Origin of the sequence: Pseudomonas sp. MEJ108, from assembly GCF_030208985.1 — a bacterium.
Lineage (GTDB): Bacteria > Pseudomonadota > Gammaproteobacteria > Pseudomonadales > Pseudomonadaceae > Aquipseudomonas > Aquipseudomonas fragariae.
Genome location: NZ_JARVSW010000025.1, coordinates 21,574 through 42,805 on the forward strand (window position 1 = coordinate 21,574; position 21,232 = coordinate 42,805).

General features: G+C 57.5%; 14 protein-coding genes, 2 tRNA genes and 1 pseudogene. 14 read left to right on the top strand and 3 right to left on the bottom strand.

The features are described 5' to 3' along the window. Window positions 1-2 precede the first annotated feature (2 nt). The 8 genes and pseudogenes from hflX to QRN50_RS13145 all read left to right on the top strand — a co-directional run bounded on the left by hflX (window position 3) and on the right by QRN50_RS13145 (window position 14,782). The gene (gene hflX, locus QRN50_RS13105) at window positions 3-1,304 is read left to right on the top strand and encodes a ribosome rescue GTPase HflX (RefSeq protein WP_002551820.1); all 1,302 of its coding nucleotides are present in this window, start codon (window positions 3-5) and stop codon (window positions 1,302-1,304) included. Window positions 1,305-1,400: 96 nt separating this feature from the next. Then, the gene (gene hflK, locus QRN50_RS13110) at window positions 1,401-2,606 is read left to right on the top strand and encodes an FtsH protease activity modulator HflK (protein ID WP_024638304.1); all 1,206 of its coding nucleotides are present in this window, start codon (window positions 1,401-1,403) and stop codon (window positions 2,604-2,606) included. Continuing rightward, a complete protein-coding gene (gene hflC, locus QRN50_RS13115; protein ID WP_096126664.1) occupies window positions 2,606-3,475 on the top strand; it encodes a protease modulator HflC in 870 nt (289 codons plus the stop codon). Before hflK ends, hflC begins: the two co-directional genes overlap by 1 nt. A gap of 270 nt (window positions 3,476-3,745) precedes the next feature. Then, on the top strand, window positions 3,746-4,933 hold the full coding sequence (locus QRN50_RS13120; protein WP_024638302.1) for an ATP phosphoribosyltransferase regulatory subunit: 1,188 nt from the start codon (window positions 3,746-3,748) through the stop codon (window positions 4,931-4,933). 54 nt (window positions 4,934-4,987) lie between these two features. Further along, window positions 4,988-6,280, top strand: coding sequence for an adenylosuccinate synthase (locus QRN50_RS13125; protein WP_003366319.1), 1,293 nt, complete (start codon window positions 4,988-4,990; stop codon window positions 6,278-6,280). Window positions 6,281-6,451: 171 nt separating this feature from the next. Then, entirely contained in the window at window positions 6,452-8,386 is a 1,935-nt protein-coding gene (locus QRN50_RS13130; RefSeq protein WP_058398820.1) for a methyl-accepting chemotaxis protein, read from the top strand. A gap of 315 nt (window positions 8,387-8,701) precedes the next feature. Continuing rightward, window positions 8,702-11,529, top strand: a pseudogene (locus tag QRN50_RS25740) (Ig-like domain-containing protein). 370 nt (window positions 11,530-11,899) lie between these two features. Beyond that, the gene (locus QRN50_RS13145; RefSeq protein ID WP_096126666.1) at window positions 11,900-14,782 is read left to right on the top strand and encodes a hypothetical protein; all 2,883 of its coding nucleotides are present in this window, start codon (window positions 11,900-11,902) and stop codon (window positions 14,780-14,782) included. Window positions 14,783-14,857: 75 nt separating this feature from the next. Here QRN50_RS13145 and QRN50_RS13150 read toward each other — a convergent pair. Both QRN50_RS13150 and QRN50_RS13155 read right to left on the bottom strand, forming a co-directional pair. Then, window positions 14,858-14,944: transfer RNA gene (locus tag QRN50_RS13150), tRNA-Leu, on the bottom strand. Between the two features lie 160 nt (window positions 14,945-15,104). After that, a tRNA-Leu gene (locus tag QRN50_RS13155) sits at window positions 15,105-15,191 on the bottom strand. Between the two features lie 225 nt (window positions 15,192-15,416). Between QRN50_RS13155 and rnr the strand changes: the two genes are divergently transcribed. Together rnr and rlmB are read left to right on the top strand one after the other, a co-directional pair. Then, window positions 15,417-18,050, top strand: a complete 2,634-nt coding sequence (gene rnr / locus QRN50_RS13160; protein ID WP_004407829.1) for a ribonuclease R — start codon at window positions 15,417-15,419, stop codon at window positions 18,048-18,050. Continuing rightward, window positions 18,047-18,802 carry a 23S rRNA (guanosine(2251)-2'-O)-methyltransferase RlmB gene (gene rlmB, locus QRN50_RS13165; protein ID WP_003414481.1) on the top strand — a complete coding sequence of 252 codons (756 nt, stop codon included), beginning with the start codon at window positions 18,047-18,049 and terminating at the stop codon, window positions 18,800-18,802. Before rnr ends, rlmB begins: the two co-directional genes overlap by 4 nt. Window positions 18,803-18,846: 44 nt before the next feature. On the opposite strand, the gene QRN50_RS13170 is transcribed toward rlmB, so the two are convergent. Then, window positions 18,847-18,996 (bottom strand): hypothetical protein, encoded by a 150-nt coding sequence (locus QRN50_RS13170; protein WP_158226677.1) that lies wholly within the window; start codon window positions 18,994-18,996, stop codon window positions 18,847-18,849. Between the two features lie 56 nt (window positions 18,997-19,052). Between QRN50_RS13170 and rpsF the strand changes: the two genes are divergently transcribed. Genes rpsF through rplI form a run of 4 tightly spaced genes read left to right on the top strand, consistent with a single transcriptional unit; the run spans window position 19,053 to window position 21,139 of the window. Beyond that, on the top strand, window positions 19,053-19,478 hold the full coding sequence (gene rpsF / locus QRN50_RS13175) for a 30S ribosomal protein S6 (protein WP_002551828.1): 426 nt from the start codon (window positions 19,053-19,055) through the stop codon (window positions 19,476-19,478). Window positions 19,479-19,506: 28 nt separating this feature from the next. Next, window positions 19,507-19,737 carry a 30S ribosomal protein S18 gene (gene rpsR / locus QRN50_RS13180; protein WP_002551829.1) on the top strand — a complete coding sequence of 77 codons (231 nt, stop codon included), beginning with the start codon at window positions 19,507-19,509 and terminating at the stop codon, window positions 19,735-19,737. Between the two features lie 39 nt (window positions 19,738-19,776). Next, a complete protein-coding gene (locus QRN50_RS13185; RefSeq protein ID WP_010427802.1) occupies window positions 19,777-20,673 on the top strand; it encodes a YybS family protein in 897 nt (298 codons plus the stop codon). Between the two features lie 19 nt (window positions 20,674-20,692). Further along, window positions 20,693-21,139 (top strand): 50S ribosomal protein L9, encoded by a 447-nt coding sequence (rplI, locus tag QRN50_RS13190; RefSeq protein ID WP_003317208.1) that lies wholly within the window; start codon window positions 20,693-20,695, stop codon window positions 21,137-21,139. Window positions 21,140-21,232 lie beyond the last annotated feature (93 nt).

Here is a 21,232-nt window from a genome sequence, read left to right on the forward strand (position 1 = left end):
CCTTGTTCTTTGAGCGCCACAGTGGTGGTGAACGTGCAATTCTCGTTCATCTGGATGGTCAGGACCCTGAGGCGCGCGAAGATCCGCAGGAGTTTCAGGAACTGGCCATCTCGGCCGGTGCCGATACCGTTGCGTTTATCAACGTGCCGCGTCATCGGCCTTCGGCCAAGTATCTGATCGGCTCTGGCAAGGTCGAGGAGCTTCGCGATCAGGTCAAGGCCGAGCAGGCCGATCTGGTCATCTTCAATCACACCCTCACGCCCAGTCAGGAACGCAACCTCGAACGCGTTTTCGAGTGTCGTGTGCTTGATCGTACCGGTCTGATTCTCGATATCTTTGCGCAGCGGGCGCGTACTCACGAGGGCAAGCTTCAGGTCGAACTGGCCCAGCTTGAACACATGAGTACCCGTCTGGTCCGTGGCTGGACTCACCTTGAGCGACAGAAAGGTGGTATCGGCCTGCGCGGTCCGGGTGAAACCCAGCTCGAAACCGACCGACGTCTTCTGCGGGTTCGCCTGCGGCAGATCAAGGGACGGCTGGAGAAGGTTCGCAGCCAGCGTGATCAGGCCCGTCGCGGGCGTCGTCGCGCGGATATTCCATCGGTTTCACTGGTGGGGTATACCAACGCCGGCAAATCCACCCTGTTCAACTCGGTAACCGATTCGGATGTGTTTGCGGCAGACCAACTGTTCGCCACGCTCGATCCGACCCTGCGTCGTCTGCAGCTCGATGACCTGGGTCCTATCGTGCTGGCCGATACCGTGGGCTTTATTCGCCACCTGCCGCACAAGCTGGTCGAGGCCTTTCGCGCGACGCTTGAAGAATCGAGCAACTCCGATTTACTGCTGCATGTGATCGACTCCCACGAGCCGGATCGCATGTCGCAGATCGAGCAGGTGATGGCGGTGCTCGGCGAGATCGGAGCCGAGGGCTTGCCGATCCTCGAGGTCTATAACAAACTCGATCTGCTTGAAGGCGTAGAGCCTCAGATACAGCGCGATGCCGACGGCAAACCGCAGCGTGTCTGGGTGTCTGCCCGTGATGGTCGAGGGCTTGATCTGCTCAAACAGGCTATCGCCGAATTGCTCGGCGACGATCTGTTTGTCGGCACGCTGCTTCTGCCTCAAAGTCTTGCCCGGCTGCGTGCCCAGTTCTTTGAACTGGGTGCGGTGCAGAGCGAAACGCATGACGAGGAAGGTGCCAGCGTGCTGGCCGTACGACTGCCGCGCGTTGAACTCAATCGACTGGTGAGTCGCGAAGGATTGCAGCCGCTGGAGTTCATCGAGCAACACACTTTGCAATAAAAGCACGAGAAAGCCGTTGTACGGCTTTCCCGAGCATTCTGTAGCATTGGTCGGCGCGCCGCGGGCGCGTCTTTGCTTTATCAGATGGAGAGCGCTATGGCTTGGAATGAGCCGGGTGGCAACTCGAATAATCAAGATCCCTGGGGTGGCAAACGCCGTGGCGGCGACCGCAAGGGACCACCTGATCTCGACGAGGCCTTCCGTAAGCTGCAGGAAAGCCTGAAGGGGTTGTTCGGCGGCGGTAACAAACGCGGCAGCGATGGCGGCAGCAGTGGCAGTGGTGGCGGTTCAGGCAAGGGCGGTGGCTTCGGCCTGCTCGGCATCGGGCTTGTCGTACTCGTCGCTTTCTGGCTTTACAGCGCTATCTATGTGGTCGACGAGCAAGAGCAGGCTGTCGTGCTGCGTTTCGGTCAGTACCACGAGACCGTGGGCCCGGGCCTTAACATCTACTTCCCGCCGTTCGATCGCAAGTACATGGAGAACGTGACTCGCGAGCGCGCCTACAGCAAGCAGGGCCAGATGCTCACCGAAGACGAGAACATCGTCGAAGTGCCGCTGACCGTGCAGTACAAGATCAGCGATCTTCAGGCGTTCGTGCTGAACGTCGATCAGCCTGAAATCAGCCTGCAGCACGCGACTGAAAGTGCGTTGCGTCATGTCGTGGGTTCCACGGCGATGGATCAGGTCCTGACTGAAGGCCGCGAACTGATGGCCAGCGAAATCAAGGAGCGTCTGCAACGCTTCCTCGATACCTACCGCACCGGTATCACCGTGACCCAGGTGAACGTGCAGAGCGCCGCCGCGCCGCGTGAAGTGCAGGAAGCCTTTGATGACGTGATTCGCGCCCGTGAAGACGAGCAGCGTGCACGTAACCAGGCTGAAAGCTACGCCAATGGTGTGATCCCGGAAGCCCGTGGTCAGGCTCAGCGTATTCTTGAAGATGCCAACGGTTATCGCGATGAAGTGGTTTCGCGCGCCAAGGGTGAGGCGGATCGCTTTACCAAACTGGTTGCCGAGTACCGCAAGGCACCTGAAGTCACCCGCCAGCGTCTGTATCTGGACACCATGCAGGAAGTCTTCAGCAACACCAGCAAGGTGCTCGTGACCGGCGACAAGGGGCAGAACAACCTGCTTTACCTGCCGCTCGACAAGATGATCGAAAGCAGCCGCAGCGGTACCGGCAATGGCTCCAATTCAGGTACGCCATCGCAGTCAGCCAATGATGCTGCCGCTGCTGCTGCCGCCGCCCGGGCGACTGAGGCTCAGCAGCGTGGTGAAGTACGTACCAGGGAGACTCGCTGATGAGTAACAAATCACTGATCACCCTTATTGTTGGCGTGATACTGGCGGTCATTGCCTGGAACAGCTTCTACATAGTGTCCCAGACCGAACGCGCTGTTCTGCTGCAATTCGGTCGTGTGGTCCAGGCTGACGTTCAGCCGGGTCTGCATGTGAAGGTTCCTTACGTGAACCAGGTGCGCAAGTTCGACGGTCGTTTGCTGACCCTCGATGCACCGACCCAGCGCTTCCTGACACTGGAAAAGAAAGCGGTCATGGTCGATGCCTACGCCAAGTGGCGTGTGAAGGATGCGGAGCGTTTCTACACCGCGACTTCCGGCCTCAAGCAGATCGCCGACGAGCGTCTTTCGCGTCGTCTGGAATCCGGCCTGCGTGACCAGTTCGGCAAGCGCACCCTGCACGAAGTCGTGTCGGGTGAGCGAGACGCGCTGATGGCGGATATCACCGGTTCGCTGAACCGCATGGCCGAGAAAGAACTGGGCATCGAAGTTGTGGATGTCCGGGTCAAGGCCATCGATCTGCCGAAGGAAGTGAATCGCAGCGTTTTCGAACGTATGAGCACCGAGCGTGAGCGTGAAGCGCGCGAGCACCGTGCCAAGGGTAACGAGCTGGCTGAAGGCATCCGTGCCGACGCCGATCGTCAGCGTCGTGTGCTGCTGGCCGAGGCCTATCGCGAGGCGGAAGAAGCGCGTGGTGATGGTGATGCCCAGGCTGCCGCGATCTATTCCAAGGCGTATGGTCAGGACCAGGAGTTCTACGCGTTCTATCGCAGCCTGCGTGCCTACCGCGAAAGCTTTGCGAACAAGAGCGACGTGATGGTGCTTGATCCGAACAGCGAATTCTTTCGCTACATGGAAAAAGCCAAGCCGTAATTAATCATCCGCCGGGCGGCAAAACCGCCCGGTGGGGTGAACGTACGGTGAAACGTGTGTATCATGCGGCAGCCGGGAAATTCCCGGCTTTTTTGCGTCTGCACGATTGATTGGCCGTATCTGAATCGGAACGCGGCAAGATTTTTCGAGGAAAGTGGTCTGCAAGGCCTGTCTCGGGCATTTGTCGTGCCCGTCATACGGCGCATCACTTTCTGCTTCACTCAAGGTCGGCCTGTAGGCTGGCCGCCTGGATCACAGGGGAATGGCGTAATGGCAACGGTCGACCGCTGGCTGCTACCAGATGGCATCGAAGAAGTACTGCCACCGGAAGCGGCGCGCATTGAAGTAGCGCGCCGTCAGGTGTTGGATCTGTTTCAGAGCTGGGGCTATGAGTTTGTCGTCACCCCGCATATCGAGTATCTCGAGTCCCTGCTGACTGGCGCGGGTTCGGATCTGGATCTGCGCACCTTCAAGGTTATCGACCCGCAATCGGGCCGGCAGATGGGCTTTCGTGCCGACATCACGCCGCAGGTTGCACGTATCGATGCCCACACCCTCAAGCGTGAAGGCCCGAGCCGTCTGTGCTACGCAGGCAGTGTCCTGCATGCCCAGCCGCGTGCGCTGTCGTCCTCGCGCAGCCCCATACAACTGGGTGCCGAGTTGTACGGCGATGCGAGCCCGAGCAGCGACGTCGAAGTCATCAGCCTGATGCTGGCCATGCTGCAACTGGCCGATGTGCCGGATGTGCACATGGACCTCGGGCATGTCGGTATCTATCGCGGTCTGGCGCGCGCCGCCGGCCTGTCGGGTGAAGTCGAGCAGCAGCTGTTCGATGCGCTGCAGCGCAAGGCCATCGATGAGGTGATTGCCCTCACCGCCGATCTGCCGCAAGAGCTGGCAATGATGCTGCGCGCACTGGTTGATCTGTGTGGTGGTCGTGAGGTGCTCGACGCCGCGCGTGATCGTCTGGCCGGCGCGCCGACGCCAGTGCTGGCCGCGCTGGATGACCTGCTGTCGATCGCCGAGCGTCTGGCTGCGCGTTTCCCGCAGTTGCCGCTGTACTTTGACCTGGGCGAACTGCGCGGCTACCACTACCACACCGGTGTGGTGTTCGCGGTATTCGTACCGGGCGTGGGTCAGTCGATCGCTCAGGGCGGTCGTTACGATGACATCGGTGCCGACTTCGGTCGTGCCCGTCCGGCGACCGGCTTTTCCACCGACCTGAAAACCCTGGTTACCCTGGGGCAGGCAGAAATCGTCTTACCGTCTGGTGGCATCTGGGTGCCGGACAGTACGGATGCGGCACTCTGGCAGATGGTTTGCCAGTTGCGCAGTGAAGGTCAGCGTGTGGTTCAGGCGTTGCCTGGGCAGCAGGCGAGCGCCGCGCGTGAAGCCGACTGTGACCGGCAATTGATTCAGCATGGCGAGCACTGGCAGGTAATGCCGCTGGCTTCTTGAGTATTCCTGCCGGCCGCCGCCGGCACCAAGTTTGCGTGAATGAGGACAAGTGTTATGGGTAAGAATGTCGTAGTCCTGGGCACTCAATGGGGTGATGAGGGCAAAGGCAAGATCGTTGATCTGCTGACCGAACATGCTACCGCCGTAGTTCGCTATCAGGGTGGCCACAACGCCGGCCACACGCTGGTGATCGACGGTGAGAAAACCGTTTTGCACCTGATTCCGTCCGGTGTGCTGCGCGAAGGCGTGCAGTGCCTGATCGGTAACGGTGTGGTGGTTGCTCCCGACGCGCTCCTGCGCGAAATCGTCAAGCTGGAAGAGAAAGGCATTCCGGTGCGCGAGCGCCTGCGCATCAGCCCGTCCTGCCCGCTGATCCTGTCGTACCACGTGGCACTCGACCAGGCGCGTGAAAAAGCCCGCGGCGAGTTCAAGATCGGCACCACCGGTCGTGGTATCGGCCCGGCCTACGAAGACAAGGTTGCACGTCGCGGTCTGCGCATCGGCGACCTGTTCCATCGCGAGCGTTTCGCCGCCAAGCTGGGCGAGCTGCTCGACTATCACAACTTCGTGCTGGTCAATTACTACAAAGAGCCTGCCATCGACTTCCAGAAGACGCTCGACGAGTGCATGGAATACGCTGACATGCTCAAGCCGCTGATGCTTGACGTCACCGCTGCGCTGCATGAAATGCGTCGCGACGGCAAGGACATCATGTTCGAAGGTGCCCAGGGTTCGCTGCTGGACATCGACCACGGTACCTACCCGTACGTCACCAGCTCCAACACCACTGCGGGCGGCATTGCCACCGGTTCCGGTTTTGGTCCGATGTACCTGGATTACATCCTGGGCATCACCAAGGCCTACACCACACGCGTGGGTTCGGGTCCGTTCCCGACAGAACTGTTCGACGACGTCGGTGCCTTCCTGGCCAAGCGTGGTCATGAGTTCGGTGCCACCACCGGTCGTGCACGCCGTTGTGGCTGGTTCGATGCCGTCATCCTGCGTCGCGCCATCGAAATCAACAGCATCTCGGGCCTGTGCCTGACCAAGCTGGACGTGCTCGATGGTCTGGAAACCATCAACATCTGCGTGGGCTACGAGAACGAAGAGGGTGCAGTCATCGACGCGCCTACCGACGCTGACAGCTATCTGGGTCTGCGTCCGGTCTACGAGCAGATGCCAGGCTGGAGCGAATCCACGCTGGGTGCCAAAACCCTCGAAGAGCTGCCTGCTGCCGCTCGCGCTTACATCAAGCGTGTCGAAGAGCTGGTGGGTGCGCCTATCGACATCATTTCGACCGGTCCTGACCGCAACGAAACCATCGTGCTGCGTCATCCGTTCGGCTGATACGTCACCGGGCTGTGCCAAAAAGGGTCGCATGTGCGGCCCTTTTTTATTTTCGCGCCGAGGGCCGGGAAGCGCACAAAAGTGAGACTTGTGTCACGGCACGGCGCTTGCTACAAAGATGACAGAAAAGTGCCATCATTTTAGTGGCGCTGAGGGTGGAGGGATTCTCCTGTGTCTGCTGTCTTATCTCTGTTGCAAAGTCGTTTGTTGCGCCCGGTCTTCATTGCCTTGGGCATCGCCCTTTTGGTGCAGGTGGTGGTGGCGGTTGCGCTTACCCGGAGCACGGTCACCGCGCTTGAGGCTGATCTCGCCAGTCGTCTCGGGGTAGATTCGCAACATCTTTCCTCAGAGCTGGAGTCGGCGAGTAGCGAAGTGAGGTCGAGCCTCGATGCGTTGTCAGCCAGCACTCGTCAGCGCCTGAGTGTCGGGCTCTCTACCCGTCTGAAGGACGAGCAGGCTCAACTGCGTGCCACGCTGGAGAAAGACCTTCGCGAGTCCGCGACCGACATGGCTGAACTGCTCGCCGCCGTCGCTCCACGCGCCATGTGGGACAACGACACACCAACGCTTTCCGAATTCGCACGCCGTGCCCAGCGCAATCCCAATGTACTGTTCGTGGTTTATGACGACGCCGCAGGTGAGCACCTTACGCGTTACATGAACCGCGACAATCCGCTGGTCAAGGCCTTGCTGGCCAAGGGCGAAGGCGAGCGGGCGATGGACAAGGTCCTCAATGCGGCGAAAAACGATCCTTCTGTGTATTACGTTGAAGCGTCCATCAGCCCTAACGGTGTGGAGATCGGCAAGGTGCGCATGGGTGTATCCACGGCAACGGTCGAAGAGAATCTTGCCGCCCTGGACAAGCGTTTCGCGACCCTGATCACCAGTGGTGAACAGTTGGTGTCCGACAGCCTTGCCAGTGCCTCGAAAGACAGCTCGACCGCCTTGCGCACGCGTCTGCAGTCGGCTCAGGCGGCAGGGGTGGCGATGACCGCCAACACGCGTGTTGCGGTTCAGGAAGCTGCCGAAACACTGCGCTGGAGAATCGGCATGGGCCTGGCCCTGGTCGGCCTGGGCGTATTGCTGTTACTGGCGGTGGTGCTCGGACGTCGGGTTGTCAGCAAGCTGCATCTGCTGATCGCGGCACTCAATGACCTGGCGGCGGGTGAGGGTGATCTGACCAAGCGCGTCAAGCTGGACAGTAATGACGAGATTGGTGATATGTCGGCCGCGGTCAACCGCTTCATCGACAAGCTGCAACCTATCGTCCGCGAGGCAGGCGAAGTGGCGCAGCGCACCGGGCAGGAAATCGGTGTCATGAGCGAGCGTAACGCCGGCGCCGATGCGGCGGCCGAATTGCAGCGGGACGAAGTAGCGGCCAGCCTCAAAGCGCTGGAGCAGATGGCCGACGAGGCGCAGTCGGAAAGCCACGCGATGCAGGCGGCTTTGCGTCAGGTTATCGACATCAAGCAGGCGACCGACGAAAACACCCGCACGTCCAGTCAGGTTGGCGGGCTGATCGAAGCGTTGGCGGGGCAGGTCGAGACCGGTGCGCAAGTCATCGAGCGTCTGGCGCAGCAAAGTCAGCAGATCGAGGTGGTGCTGGAAGTCATTCATGGTATTGCCGAACAAACCAACCTGCTGGCGCTGAACGCAGCTATCGAAGCGGCCCGTGCAGGGGAGACGGGCAGGGGCTTTGCCGTGGTGGCCGATGAGGTGCGGGCGCTGGCCAGCAAGACTCAAAGCTCGACGGGCGATATTCAGGAACACATCGTGGCCTTGCAGCGCGGCGCGAAAGAGGCGGTCGCTGCCATCGGCATCGCCGGGCGTCAGGCCAAGGAGGGGCTGGAGGTATTGCGCGACAGCGCCAAGCGCCAGCAGACGGTGCAGGCCTCGGTGGAGCAGGTGCATGCGGCCATTGGTCTGGCGACCAAGGCGGCCGTTCATCAGGCTGAAGGTGCCCAGGCGGTGCGTGGTCGGGTAGAGGTGATCCATGCTCAGGCCGAGCGTGCTGCGAAGGCTGTGGTGGAGACGACCGCCAGCGGCAAAGTGCTCGATGGACTGGCTGCACAGTTGAAGGCGAGCCTGGGGCAGTTTCGGGCTTGACGTGTTGAGCGTTTTTGGAAAAAGGTCTGGTTTATACCCTGGTCTGCGGGGGCGCCCAGCACGATGGTTGACAAAGTGCTGACATCGTAGCGAAGCGTCGCGGACTTATTTTCAAGGACACGAAGTTGGTTGTGTCTGGCTAATCGCAAGAAGTCTATTTTTAAAACGTCAACCTGTTACTTCTGATAGTGATCCTGCAAGCAATGACCCTCTACAGTGAATAAGTGCTCATGATGACTGATGAGCACTCTGTACTGTGCTGGCCTCAGAACGTACAGCCGGATAGATAACTTTATTTCTATGGAAGGAATGAATATGACTGTCTTATTGGAGGTTCCTCTTGCCCCGGTAGGTGTTGGGGGCGTCTGGAGAACTGATGCGGCTACAGGAGTAAAATATGTTCAGCTAGGCTACCCCGACAAGCCGTCATCGCCCCCCTCGCCGTTGGATATGTCCTACCTTGCAGGGCGGGGGCTCGGAGTCAGGCTGTCGCCGATATGGAACACTTATTACTTGAATTTCGCTCCTGGCGAGCACGTTCAGATTAATTTCAAGGGTAAGTCTCAGAGTGGATCGCTGATTAGTTGGAGTACGTCTTACACAGCGCGATCTGTCGTGGGTGGGGATGTACGTACCGTGACGGTGCCGTCTGATATTGTGAAAGCACTCGCCGGTCAAACGGCGACTATTCAGTATGTCGTCAGGCCCGCAAGTTCCAACAAGACTGGCAAGGTTCGCACATCGCGACCTGCTGAGTTTCAGATTCGAGGTCTTTATCTGCCGGCTCCCGAATTGTTGGAAGCCGTCAACGACTCTATCGACCCGGACCACATCAGTGCCAAGGCCGCAGTCAACTTTGTAACGGTCAGTCTCGATTACCCAGGTATTCAGCTTGGGGACACTGTCAAACTGGTCAGGGAAGGCGTGGACGCCAAGCAGAATGCAATTAACTTTACTGACAAAGACCGGCCCATCAGTGCCAGCAATCTACAGCGTCGTCCAATGAAAATTACCTGGACAGATACCGAGATCAAGCCGCTGGTCAATGGGATCATGAGTATCTACTACAAGGTTTATAGAGACGGCGTCTGGTATACCTCGCCCAAGCGCAATATCTATGTCGGACCCAGTCTTGCGAGTTTGCCGCCATTTATCAACGAGGTTTCTGATAATCGCCTCGATCCGGACAAAATTGCTGACTCTATCAATGTTCATATTCCTTCCGCTGGAACCCTGGTAAAAGACAAAATCACGCTGTTCTGGAGTGACTCGTCAAAACAGAAGACGTTTACCGATGAGGGAGTTATTACCCAGCAGAATGTCGATGGCGACATGTCATTTGATGTGTATCTGGATAATCCCATTGAATTCAACCGAGGCAAGGTTGTGACGGTTTTTTACCGGCTTGAGCGTGTCCTGCCAGATGGACGTAAAGTCAGTTTTCGTTCTGCTGACTATCAGTTTTTTGTCGGCAGCCAGAAGGATCAGGAGGCTGCAGATGCCAGGGTTTTGACCGGCGCTGTGGTGGACGGTGTCAAAGACGGCAAGATGGATGCTGCTCTTGCGAGCGTTGGAACAAAACTCACCGTGCCTTACGCCGAGACTCAGGTGGGAGACAGTGTTACGGCTTATTGGCAGCCGGCCGAGGGGGGGATCCGGTCGTATTGGGTGTTCAGGCTGTTGATGCAGCCAACGTGAATATCGACCTGGTATTCAATATTTCCGCGGCCTCCGTCAGTACAGCGCTCAACAAAAAGGCCATTGTCTACTACGTTATTGAGCGAAAAGGGCTTGGCGGCAAGACTCAGAAGTTCAGGTCTCAAGAAGAACTGTTTTCGGTAGGCACTCAGGTGGCTGGTCTATTGCTTCCTGCTCCTGAGGTTCCGGCGTCTGTTGACTGGGTCCTTGATCCGATGGCCGTGCAAAATGGCACGACAGTGGTTGTTCAGCCTTACCCCACCATTGCTGTCGGCGACAAGGTCCGGCTCTTCTGGATCGGTACTGACGGCCCCGGGACGCCAGCTATAGCCGAACAAACGGTCGGCAGTGTGAGCAAGGCATTGGAGTTCGTTATTCCAGCCTCGGCAATTGGTTCCAATACCGGGGCAGAGGTCTGGGTCTATTATCAGGTCACGCGCAACGGGCTGATCAATCCGATAGATTCTGACGACACCATCATCGAGGTCGATACACTGGGTGGGGATAACCTGTCTCTGCCAGTGGTCGGCCAGGCACCTGCAGATCTGCTGGATCTGGCCTCGGTAAAAACCGACATCGTGGTAACGCTCAAGAAGTGGCCATTCATGGCCGCCGGTCAACGGGTGTGGTTGCGCCTGGAAGGTACTGCCCAGGATGGTAGTGCCGTGGAGATCAACGTCTGGACGGCCAGAATATTGACCGATGCCGATGCAAAGCAGGACTTGGCTATTACTATCACTCGGGCCCAGTTCGATAAGTTGGCGGCGGGCAGTCAGTTGCAGGTATTTGCAAAGGTTACGTTCGATGGTGACTTCAGTGACACCTACGCTGAAGACTTTCCGACGCTGAGTTTGACAATCAAACCGCAAGGCAGCTTGCTGAGTGTCAAGTTTTCAGATGTTTCCTTAAGCGCTGCGTATCCGAAGCCAGGCAGCACTGCTGCAGTGCCGCCTGATTCAAGTCAGTTGATGGTTGTTAGTGGCGGTAAAGGTCCTTATACGTTCGTGTCCGGGGATTCGTCTATCGTCGAGGTCGATGCTAAAGGCCTTTTGATGGCCAGGAAGAACGGATCTGTATATGTCCAGGTGCGAGATTCCCTTGGCCAGGTTGTGTACGTAACGGTCACTGTCCAAGGTATTTCCACGTTGGAGTACCTGAATTTCAGTACTTACACAGAGTGTAAGAAAATTGCCGACAGCAGGGGGCTTGTCATTCCGGAGCTGGCTACCTGGCGCAGGCTTCGTGCCGAGGGTGGCGGAAAGTTAAGCCTCGACCTCCCGGCAGCGCCTGCGGGACAGCAGTGGGATAGACGGGTCTGGGCAAGTGATGGTGGTAGTCTTCCGTTTACCAGAAAGAGCTATTTCCCGGATGATGACAAGGATAAGGATCTGAAAGACATCGTGATAGGTGGCGATACAGCCTATGGCTTTGGCTTGAAGATATAAACGACATTTGTCTTGCAGGTCCATTAGTGCCCGGGGAAAGTCTGTCGCTGTCATAGTGAAAGGCTACCTTGGGCAGTTTTTAGCTATTCATTCCCCTGTCGTCGCTTTTCGATGTTCTTCGGGTAAGGGCCGTTCCATGCCGCAGTACATGTATAGCTATTGCACTGTAATTAATAGTTTCAGTGTGCCTGAGTCATTGCGAAAGGTCTGATTTTTCCTGACGACTTACCTATTATTTCCGATAGTCATGCCTGTGGATTTGACCCTCTACCGTCAACAGCAGCTTGTGTTGAGGAAAGAGCTTTCCACTCTGTGTCCGACCGAAAAAGCACAGAGGGATAACTGATTTTTATTCTAAGGATGGAATACAATGACAATTTTAAATGACGTGCCTGCTGCCCCGATCGTCGTAGGAGGGGGCTGGAGGACTGATCCCGTCACAAGAGGGAATTATGTTCAGCTGGGCTATCCCGACAAGCCATCATCTCCGCCATCGTTAGCGGACATGGCCTATCTGGGCGACCGCGCGCTGAGCGTAAGGGCGGCGTCGGCATTTGCTCAGTTTTACCTGAATTTTGAGCCGGGCGATCATGTTCAGATGCACTTCAAAGGCACGGCCCAGAATGGAAAGCCGGTCAGTAGGGCGACGTCTTATACTGCGCAGAACATTGCAGGGGGTGATGTACGTACCTTGACCGTGCCGTCCGATGATGTGAAGTCGCTCGCCGGCCAGACGGCGACTCTTCAGTACGTGGTCAGGCCGGGGCCGGACAACAAATCCCGTAAGATTCGCTCGTCGTACCCTCTGACTTTTCAAGTCCGTGGCCTTTATCTGCCGGCTCCCGACTTGCTTGAAGCCATCAATGATTCCATCGATCCGGATCATATCAGTGTCAAGTCGACGGTCAACTTCGTGACCGTCAGCCTCGATTATCCGGGCATGCAGCTGGGTGATACGGTCCGGCTTGTCAGGGAGGGGGTTGACGTCAACCAGAAGGCTATCAACTTCACGGATCAGGACCGGCCCATCAGTTCAAGCAATCTGAAACGTCGTCCGGCCACATTCACTTGGGCGGGTGCAGACCTAAAGCCGCTGTTGAATGGCGTCATGAATATCTACTACAAGGTGTATAGAGACGGGGTGTGGTACACCTCGCCCAAGCGCACCCTCTATGTGGGCCCAAGCCTTGCGGGCTTGCCACCCTTTATCACCGAAGTTGCCGATGGACGGCTCGATCTGGATAACCTTACGGCGCCTGGCAAACCTGACGTTGACTTGATCTCTGTTCACATTCCCCCCGCAGGCACCTTGGTCGGCGATAAGGTCACGCTGTTCTGGAGTGACTCTTCGAAGCAGAAGAGTTTTTCGTATGAGGGCACTATTACTGCGTTGAATGTCGACGCAGACATGAAGTTTGACGTCTATCTGGACGACCCGATCGAGTTCAATCGAGGCAAGATAGTCACGGTTTATTACCTGCTTGAGCGTGTCTTGCCAGGCGGAGAGAAAGCCAGCTTCCGTTCTGCCGACTATCAGTTTTTTGTAGGCAGCCAGAAGCAGCAGGAAGCGGCGGATTCCAGAGTGTTGGCGGGCGCGATGCTGGAAGGTTTCAAGGATGGCAAGATTAGTCCTGCGCCTGTAAGCAAAGACATAAACCTCATCGTGCCTTTTGCAGAAACTCAGGAGGGAGACAGCGTTACGGCTTACTGGCAGCCGGCTGAAGGGGGCGCTCCTGTTACGTTGGGTATCCAGGCGGTTGATGCTGCCAATGTCAGTCTTGACCTGGTATTCAACATTCCTGCTGCGACTGTCAATGCAGCACTCAACAAGAAGGCTTCTGCCTATTACGTCATAGAGCGACAGGGGCTGAGTGGCAAGACCCAGAAGTTCAGGTCTCAGGAAGAGTCGTTTTCGGTCGGTCCTCAGCCGGCTGATCTTTTGCTTCCCGCTGCCGAGGTTCTCGCGTCAGTCGAAGGGGCGCTCGATCCGATGGCTGCGCAAAACGGCACAACGGTCGTGGTCCAGCCTTATCCTGGTATTGCCATTGGCGACACGGTCAGGCTTTTCTGGATCGGAACCGACGGTCCAGGAACACCGGATATAGCGCCACAGACGGTCAGTAACGTGAGCAAGGCGCTGGAGTTCGTTATCCCGGCCCCGGCGATTGGTGCAGATATCGGTGCAGAGGTCTGGGTCTATTATCAGGTCACGCGCAATGGGCTGACCACGCCGGTAGAGTCTGAATACACCATTATTGATGTCGAGATGCTGGGTCTGGACGACATGCCTCAGCCGGTGATAGAGCAAGCGCCTGGAGAGTTGCTGGATCTGGTCGCGGTAACAACCGACATCGTGGTTGCGCTCAAGAAATGGCCGTTCATGGCAGCCGGTCAAAGAGTGTGGCTACGTCTGGAGGGCACGGACAAGGGTGGGGGCCCGCTGGAAATCAAAGTGTGGACAGCCAGGGAAATTGCCAACGCTGATACGAGGCAGGATCTGAAGGTCTCTATTGCTCGCGCTGAATTTGACAGTCTCATGAGCGGCACCGAGTTGAAGGTCTATGCTCAGGTGACGCATGACGGAGACTTCAATGATGCTTATGCCGAAGCTCTGCCGCCGCTGATCTTGACAGTTCGGCAATTCGTACCGCCGCAGGAAAACCTTCTGAGTGTGGCGTCTTCAAAAATAACACTGACAGTAACGTACCCTCCACCGAACGGAGTTAGTTTGCTGACTTCGGGAGCAACACAGTTTTTAGACGTGAGTGGTGGCGTGCAGCCTTACTCTTATGAGTCAAGCGACGAGTCTGTGGTGTACGTCTATTCGGACGGGCTCATACTGGCGATAGATAATGGGTCTGCAATCATCGAGGTCAAAGATTCCAACAAGCAGGTAGTGAGTGTCGAAGTGACTGTTCAGGGAGTTGCCATGCTGAAGTTTCTGGCGTACGGCACCTATTCAGCTTGTAAGGCCATTGCTGAGAGTAGAGGTCTAGTGATTCCAAGTGTCGCCACTTGGCGTAAGCTCAGGATTGACAGTCGGGGCATGTTCGGCTTTGATTTTATTCCTCTCGGATATAAAGCCCCTTTCTACCCTGGTTTAGCGGTCTGGACGAGCGACAAGGGCGCATCTCCTCGGACCGTAAAGGGTTTCTGGACCGGACCAGATAGGGCCATTGATCGGGATGATTTAAAAATGGGAGGAATAGAACATTTTGGTTATGGTGTTAGCCGCTCGATTTTTCCTGACTAGTTTAGTGTCCAAGTAATGCACTAACCCATCGATCCACAACGAAAAAACCGAGCCATTGGCTCGGTTTTTTTGAATTGGTGCCCAGAAGAAGACTCGAACTTCCACGACCTTGCGGTCACCAGCACCTGAAGCTGGCGTGTCTACCAATTTCACCATCTGGGCAGCATCAGCAGCGCGTACGCCGTTGATGGGGCGCACTATACGGCGATCGTTTTACTCTGTAAACCCCTGTTTTGATTTAATAATCAAACCCTGAAAATGCAAAAACCCGCTTTCGCGGGTTTTTGTGAGGCTTGAGACTGTTGTAGTCTGTTGCCTGAATTGGTGCCCAGAAGAAGACTCGAACTTCCACGACCTTGCGGTCACCAGCACCTGAAGCTGGCGTGTCTACCAATTTCACCATCTGGGCAGTATCGACAGGCATCAACCTGTCGATGGCGCGCACTATACGGAGCGTCTTTTAGGCTGTAAAGCCCGGCAGTGCAAAAAAACCGAAAAAAATCGCGGACGGCGTGTTTCGGGTGTTTCAGCGGGGTCCGAGAGGCTTTTTGTCCAGTGGATTGAGCGTGAAATTTCCCGTTTCATGAGGTCTATGCCAAACTAACCCCTATATATACAAGGTGAAAACTATCTAATGGCCGATTGGCAGTCCCTCGATCCCGAGGCCGCTCGTGAAGCGGAAAAATACGAAAACCCTATTCCCAGCCGCGAGCTGATCTTGCAGCACCTTGCCGAGCGCGGTTCGCCGGCCAGTCGCGAGCAACTGGTCGAAGAGTTCGGCCTGACCACCGAAGATCAATTCGAGGCTCTGCGCCGCCGCCTTCGGGCGATGGAGCGTGACGCCCAGTTGATCTACACCCGTCGCGGCACTTATGCACCGGTAGACAAGCTTGACCTGATCCTGGGTCGCATCTCCGGGCATCGTGATGGCTTCGGCTTTCTGGTACCGGACGACGGCTCCGACGACCTGTTCATGAGCCCGGCGCAAATGCGCCTGGTGTTCGACGGTGACCGGGCGCTGGCGCGTGTTTCCGGCCTTGACCGTCGCGGCCGCCGCGAAGGCGTGATCGTCGAAGTGATCTCGCGTGCTCACGAAAGCATCGTGGGTCGCTATTTCGAAGAAAGCGGCATTGGTTTTGTCGTACCCGACAACCCGAAAATCCAGCAGGAAGTGCTGGTAACGCCGGGTCGTAACAACGGCGCCAAGATCGGCCAGTTCGTCGAGGTGAAAATCACCCATTGGCCGACACCGCGATTCCAGCCGCAGGGCGATGTGATCGAAGTGGTGGGCAACTACATGGCGCCCGGCATGGAGATCGATGTCGCGCTGCGTACCTACGATATCCCGCATGTGTGGCCCGAGGCAGTGCTCAAAGAGGCTGCCAAGCTCAAGCCGGAAGTCGAAGAGAAGGACAAGGAACACCGCGTCGATCTGCGCCATCTGCCGTTCGTGACCATCGACGGCGAAGACGCTCGCGACTTCGACGATGCGGTCTATTGCGAAGCCAAACCGGGCAAACTGCGTTTGTTCTCCGGTGGCTGGAAGCTCTACGTGGCAATTGCCGATGTATCGAGCTACGTGAAGATCGGCTCGGCGCTGGATGCCGAATCCCAGGTGCGCGGCAACTCGGTGTATTTCCCCGAGCGCGTCGTGCCCATGCTGCCTGAGCAATTGTCCAACGGCCTGTGCTCGCTGAACCCGCACGTCGATCGTCTGGCCATGGTTTGCGAGATGACCATCTCCAAGACCGGCGAGATGACTGACTACGTGTTCTACGAAGGCATCATCCACTCCCACGCTCGCCTGACCTACAACAAGGTCAGCACGATTCTGGAACAGCCGAAAACCGCTGAAGCCAAGAGCCTGCGTGGCGAGTACGGCGATGTGGTGCCGCACCTCAAACAGCTTTATGCCATGTACAAGGTATTGCTGGGCGCGCGCCATGTTCGTGGTGCGATCGATTTCGAAACTCAGGAAACCCGGATCATCTTCGGTTCCGAGCGCAAGATTGCCGAAATCCGTCCGACCACCCGTAACGATGCCCACAAGCTGATCGAGGAATGCATGCTGGCCGCCAACGTGGCCACCGCGCAGTTCCTGAAGAAGCATGAAATTCCTGCGTTGTACCGCGTCCACGACGGTCCGCCGCCAGAGCGCCTGGAAAAACTGCGCGCATTCCTCGGTGAACTGGGTCTGACGCTGCACAAAGGCAAGGAAGGTCCGACACCTAAGGATTATCAGGCGCTGCTTGAAACCGTTCGCGACCGTCCTGACTACCACCTGATCCAGACCGTGATGTTGCGTTCGTTGAGTCAGGCGGTCTACAGCTCGGACAACAACGGTCACTTTGGTCTGAATTACGAAGCGTACACGCACTTCACGTCGCCGATCCGTCGTTATCCGGACCTGCTGACTCATCGCGCGATCCGCAGTGTCATTCGCTCCAAGCAGGATACGCCGCACGTTCGTCGTGCCGGCGCGGCCACGATTCCGAAGGCGCGCATTTACCCGTACGACGATGCGCTGCTCGACCAGTTGGGCGAACAATGCTCGATGAGCGAGCGCCGTGCCGACGAGGCTACGCGCGACGTAGTCAACTGGCTCAAGTGCGAATACATGAAGGATCGCGTCGGCGAGTCGTTCCCGGGCGTGATCACCGCTGTAACCGGCTTTGGTCTGTTCGTCGAGCTCACCGATATCTATGTCGAAGGCCTGGTCCACGTGACCGCCTTGCCGGGTGACTACTACCACTTCGATCCGCTGCACCACCGCCTTGCCGGCGAGCGTACCGGGCGTAACTTCCGCCTGGGCGACACCGTTGAAGTGCGGGTCATGCGCGTCGATCTGGACGAGCGCAAGATCGATTTCGAGATCTCCGAAGCGGCAGCGGCTGCGAAGCCGACGGCGCGCAAGCGTCGTGGTAATGACACCGCGGCACCTGCTGCCACCACCACGGCTGAAAAGGACAAGGCGCCGGCCAAGTCCGGGCGTCGTAGCGCTTCGACCAAGGAAAGCAGCCCCGAAGCGTATCGCCCGAGCGATGCCGCGGCGAAAAACGCAGAAGTGCGTAAAAGCCGCGAGCTGAAAAAAGCGCTTCTGGCAGACGCGAAGGGTGGTAGCAAGGCATCGTCGGGAAAGTCTGACAGGTCGGGCTCTGCGCCTTCATCGGGCAAGCCGGCCAGCAAACACCGTAAAGGCTCGTCAAAAACGGGCTCCGCGCCAGCTGCGAAAAGCAGTGGCGCTCGTAAACCCAAGGCCAAGTCATGAGTCAGCTGGAAAAAATCTACGGCGTTCACGCCGTAGAAGCGTTACTTCGTCATCATCCGAAACGCGTCAAGCACATCTGGCTGGCCGAGGGTCGTAACGACCCTCGCGTCCAGACGCTGGTGGCGCTGGCAGCCGAGAATCGCGTGACCATCGGGCAGGCCGAGCGCCGCGAAATGGATGCCTGGGTCGAGGGCGTGCATCAGGGCGTTGTTGCTGATGTGAGCCCGAGTCAGGTCTGGGGCGAGGCCATGCTCGACGAACTGCTGGACCGCAGTGAAGGCTCGCCGCTGCTGTTGGTGCTGGACGGCGTGACCGATCCGCACAACCTCGGCGCTTGCCTGCGTACTGCTGATGCAGCAGGTGCGCTGGCGGTCATCGTACCCAAGGACAAATCCGCAACCCTGACGCCAGCCGTGCGCAAGGTCGCCTGCGGTGCCGCCGAGGTCATTCCGCTGGTGGCGGTTACCAACCTGGCACGTACGCTGGAAAAACTGCAGCAGCGCGGATTGTGGGTGGTGGGGACTGCGGGCGAGGCCGAGGTCGAGCTGTATCAGCAGGACCTGACCGGGCCGACCATCATTATCATGGGCGCCGAAGGCAAGGGCATGCGTCGCCTGACCCGTGAGCATTGTGATTATCTGGTGCGCCTGCCGATGGCGGGCAGTGTCAGCAGTCTGAACGTGTCGGTCGCGACCGGCGTGTGTCTGTTCGAAGCGCTACGCCAGCGATCCGCCAAGCGGAAGCCGGCTTAGTAGCAGCTGCAAGCCTCAAGCTACAAGCTACAAGCGGACTGCTTCTACTTGTAGCTTTCCACTTGCAGCTTGTAGCTCCTTCCCCATTTGTAGCTTTCCACTTGCAGCTTGCAGCTGCCTTCTCTACACTTGCGCCCCTTGCTGTCACGGCAGGCGCGCATGTGCCTGTCCCTGAGCAAGACCAACAGTGTCATTCACTCCTTGTCTGACCGCTATTTGAGCGGCAGGCTACAACCCGTAAGGAGCATTCATGCGTCATTACGAAATTATCTTTTTGGTCCACCCGGATCAAAGCGAGCAAGTCGGCGGCATGGTAGAGCGTTACACCAAGCTGATCGAAGAAGACGGCGGCAAAATCCACCGTCTGGAAGATTGGGGCCGTCGTCAACTGGCTTACGCAATCAACAATGTTCACAAGGCTCACTACGTGATGCTGAACGTTGAGTGCACTGGCAAGGCTCTGGCCGAGCTGGAAGACAACTTCCGTTACAACGATGCTGTGATCCGTAACCTGGTCATCCGTCGCGACGAAGCCGTAACCGGCCAGTCCGAGATGCTCAAGGCTGAAGAGAACCGCAGTGAGCGCCGTGAGCGTCGTGACCGTCCTGAGCACTCCGACAGCGCCGATGGCGATGACGGCGACAACAGCGACGTTAGCGATAACGCTGACGAGTAATCCACGGACCTTTTGAGGAGCCAATTACATGGCACGTTTCTTCCGTCGTCGTAAATTCTGCCGCTTCACCGCTGAAGACGTCAAAGAGATCGATTACAAAGATCTCAACACTCTGAAAGCCTACGTATCCGAGACCGGCAAAATCGTTCCAAGCCGTATCACGGGTACTAAAGCACGTTATCAGCGTCAGCTGGCCACCGCTATCAAGCGTGCCCGCTTCCTGGCCCTGCTGGCCTACACCGACAGCCACGGCCGCTGAGACCAGGTAGTCGACAAAACGTAACAAAGGATAGAAAGCATGCGTGCCCTGGCTGAATTCATCATGCGCGGCCGTATGCAGGCCACTCTCGTAGTGGCTGGATGTGCGGCATTGCCGCTGTTGTTCTGGTTGAGTGCTGCCGCAGGGTGCCTTGTGCTCCTGCGACGCGGGTTCAGTGATGCCGTTGGTGTCCTGTCCTGGGCTCTGCTGCCGGCTTTGGTCTGGTGGTATTTCGGTGAACCTCGTACAGCCATGGTGCTGGCGGGTTCACTGAGTTTGGCAATGGTTTTGCGTGCCAGCGAGTCCTGGGTCCGCGTGCTGCTGGTCAGCGTGGCGTTGGGTGTGGTGTATGCAGTAATTCTGGGCACGGTTTTTCGCGAACCTCTGGAAGCAATGTCGCAGGAGTTGCAGAAACATCTGCCGACAATGCTGGCCGGGCTCTACGAGCAGTTGAACGTAGAAGAGCGAGCGCGTCTGGGGGCACTGATTGCACCCGTCCTGAATGGCCTGATAGCGGCTGTGCTGCAAATCGTCAGTGTGCTGTGCCTGATTCTTGGGCGGTACTGGCAGGCGATGTTGTACAACCCTGGTGGTTTCGGGCGTGAATTTCGCGCCGTGAAACTCCCGCTGGTACCCGCGTTGGTGCTGGTGGTGTGCATGCTGGTGGGGCCGAATTTCGGTCCGCAGATAGCGATGCTTACACCGCTGTGCAGCGTACCGCTGGTCTTTGCGGGCCTGGCCCTGATTCACGGACTGGTCGCTGAAAAGCGTCTGTCCAGGTTCTGGCTGGTGGGGATGTACATCACGCTGCTGGTGTTCATGCAGCTGATTTATCCGTTGCTCGTGGTAATTGCCATTGTCGACAGCCTGATTGATTTTCGCGGTCGCCGGAGCTCGAAAGATTCCGGCAATGGTCCTGCGAACGGTGAAGGTTAAAAGTTAAGAGGATTTCCACATGCAACTGATCCTTCTGGAAAAAGTCGCCAACCTGGGCAACCTGGGCGACAAAGTAAACGTTAAGGCCGGCTACGGTCGTAACTACCTGCTGCCTTACGGCAAAGCAACCGCTGCAACCGCTGCCAACGTGGCTGCGTTTGAAGAGCGTCGTGCCGAGCTGGAAAAACTGGCTGCAGACAAGAAAGCATCTGCCGAAACTCGCGCTGCCCAACTGGCTGAGCTGGAAGTGACTATCACTGCCACCGCTGGTGACGAAGGCAAGCTGTTCGGTTCGATCGGCACCCACGACATCGCTGATGCACTGACCGCCTCTGGCGTTGAAGTTGCAAAAAGCGAAGTTCGTCTGCCGAACGGCACTATCCGCAACGTTGGTGAATTCGACGTAGCCGTGCACCTGCACAGCGACGTAGAAGCAACCGTACGCGTTGTCGTAGTGGCTGCTTAAGCAACACGTAATCGTCTGGCGGCATTGCTGCCAGAGGATTAACATCGGGCACGATCCTGTTTACAGGTCGTGCCCTTTGTCTTTGTGCCATCC

What these genes read in the sequence shown, in the direction of transcription:
- rnr (WP_004407829.1), top strand. Translation starts at nt 15,417, where the DNA reads ATGGCCGATTGGCAGTCCCTCGATCCCGAGGCCGCTCGTGAAGCGGAA.
- rlmB (WP_003414481.1), top strand. Translation starts at nt 18,047, where the DNA reads ATGAGTCAGCTGGAAAAAATCTACGGCGTTCACGCCGTAGAAGCGTTA.
- hflC (WP_096126664.1), top strand. Translation starts at nt 2,606, where the DNA reads ATGAGTAACAAATCACTGATCACCCTTATTGTTGGCGTGATACTGGCG.
- QRN50_RS13170 (WP_158226677.1), bottom strand. Translation starts at nt 18,996, where the DNA reads ATGACACTGTTGGTCTTGCTCAGGGACAGGCACATGCGCGCCTGCCGT.
- rpsR (WP_002551829.1), top strand. Translation starts at nt 19,507, where the DNA reads ATGGCACGTTTCTTCCGTCGTCGTAAATTCTGCCGCTTCACCGCTGAA.
- QRN50_RS13145 (WP_096126666.1), top strand. Translation starts at nt 11,900, where the DNA reads ATGACAATTTTAAATGACGTGCCTGCTGCCCCGATCGTCGTAGGAGGG.
- rpsF (WP_002551828.1), top strand. Translation starts at nt 19,053, where the DNA reads ATGCGTCATTACGAAATTATCTTTTTGGTCCACCCGGATCAAAGCGAG.
- QRN50_RS13125 (WP_003366319.1), top strand. Translation starts at nt 4,988, where the DNA reads ATGGGTAAGAATGTCGTAGTCCTGGGCACTCAATGGGGTGATGAGGGC.
- hflK (WP_024638304.1), top strand. Translation starts at nt 1,401, where the DNA reads ATGGCTTGGAATGAGCCGGGTGGCAACTCGAATAATCAAGATCCCTGG.
- rplI (WP_003317208.1), top strand. Translation starts at nt 20,693, where the DNA reads ATGCAACTGATCCTTCTGGAAAAAGTCGCCAACCTGGGCAACCTGGGC.
- QRN50_RS13185 (WP_010427802.1), top strand. Translation starts at nt 19,777, where the DNA reads ATGCGTGCCCTGGCTGAATTCATCATGCGCGGCCGTATGCAGGCCACT.
- QRN50_RS13120 (WP_024638302.1), top strand. Translation starts at nt 3,746, where the DNA reads ATGGCAACGGTCGACCGCTGGCTGCTACCAGATGGCATCGAAGAAGTA.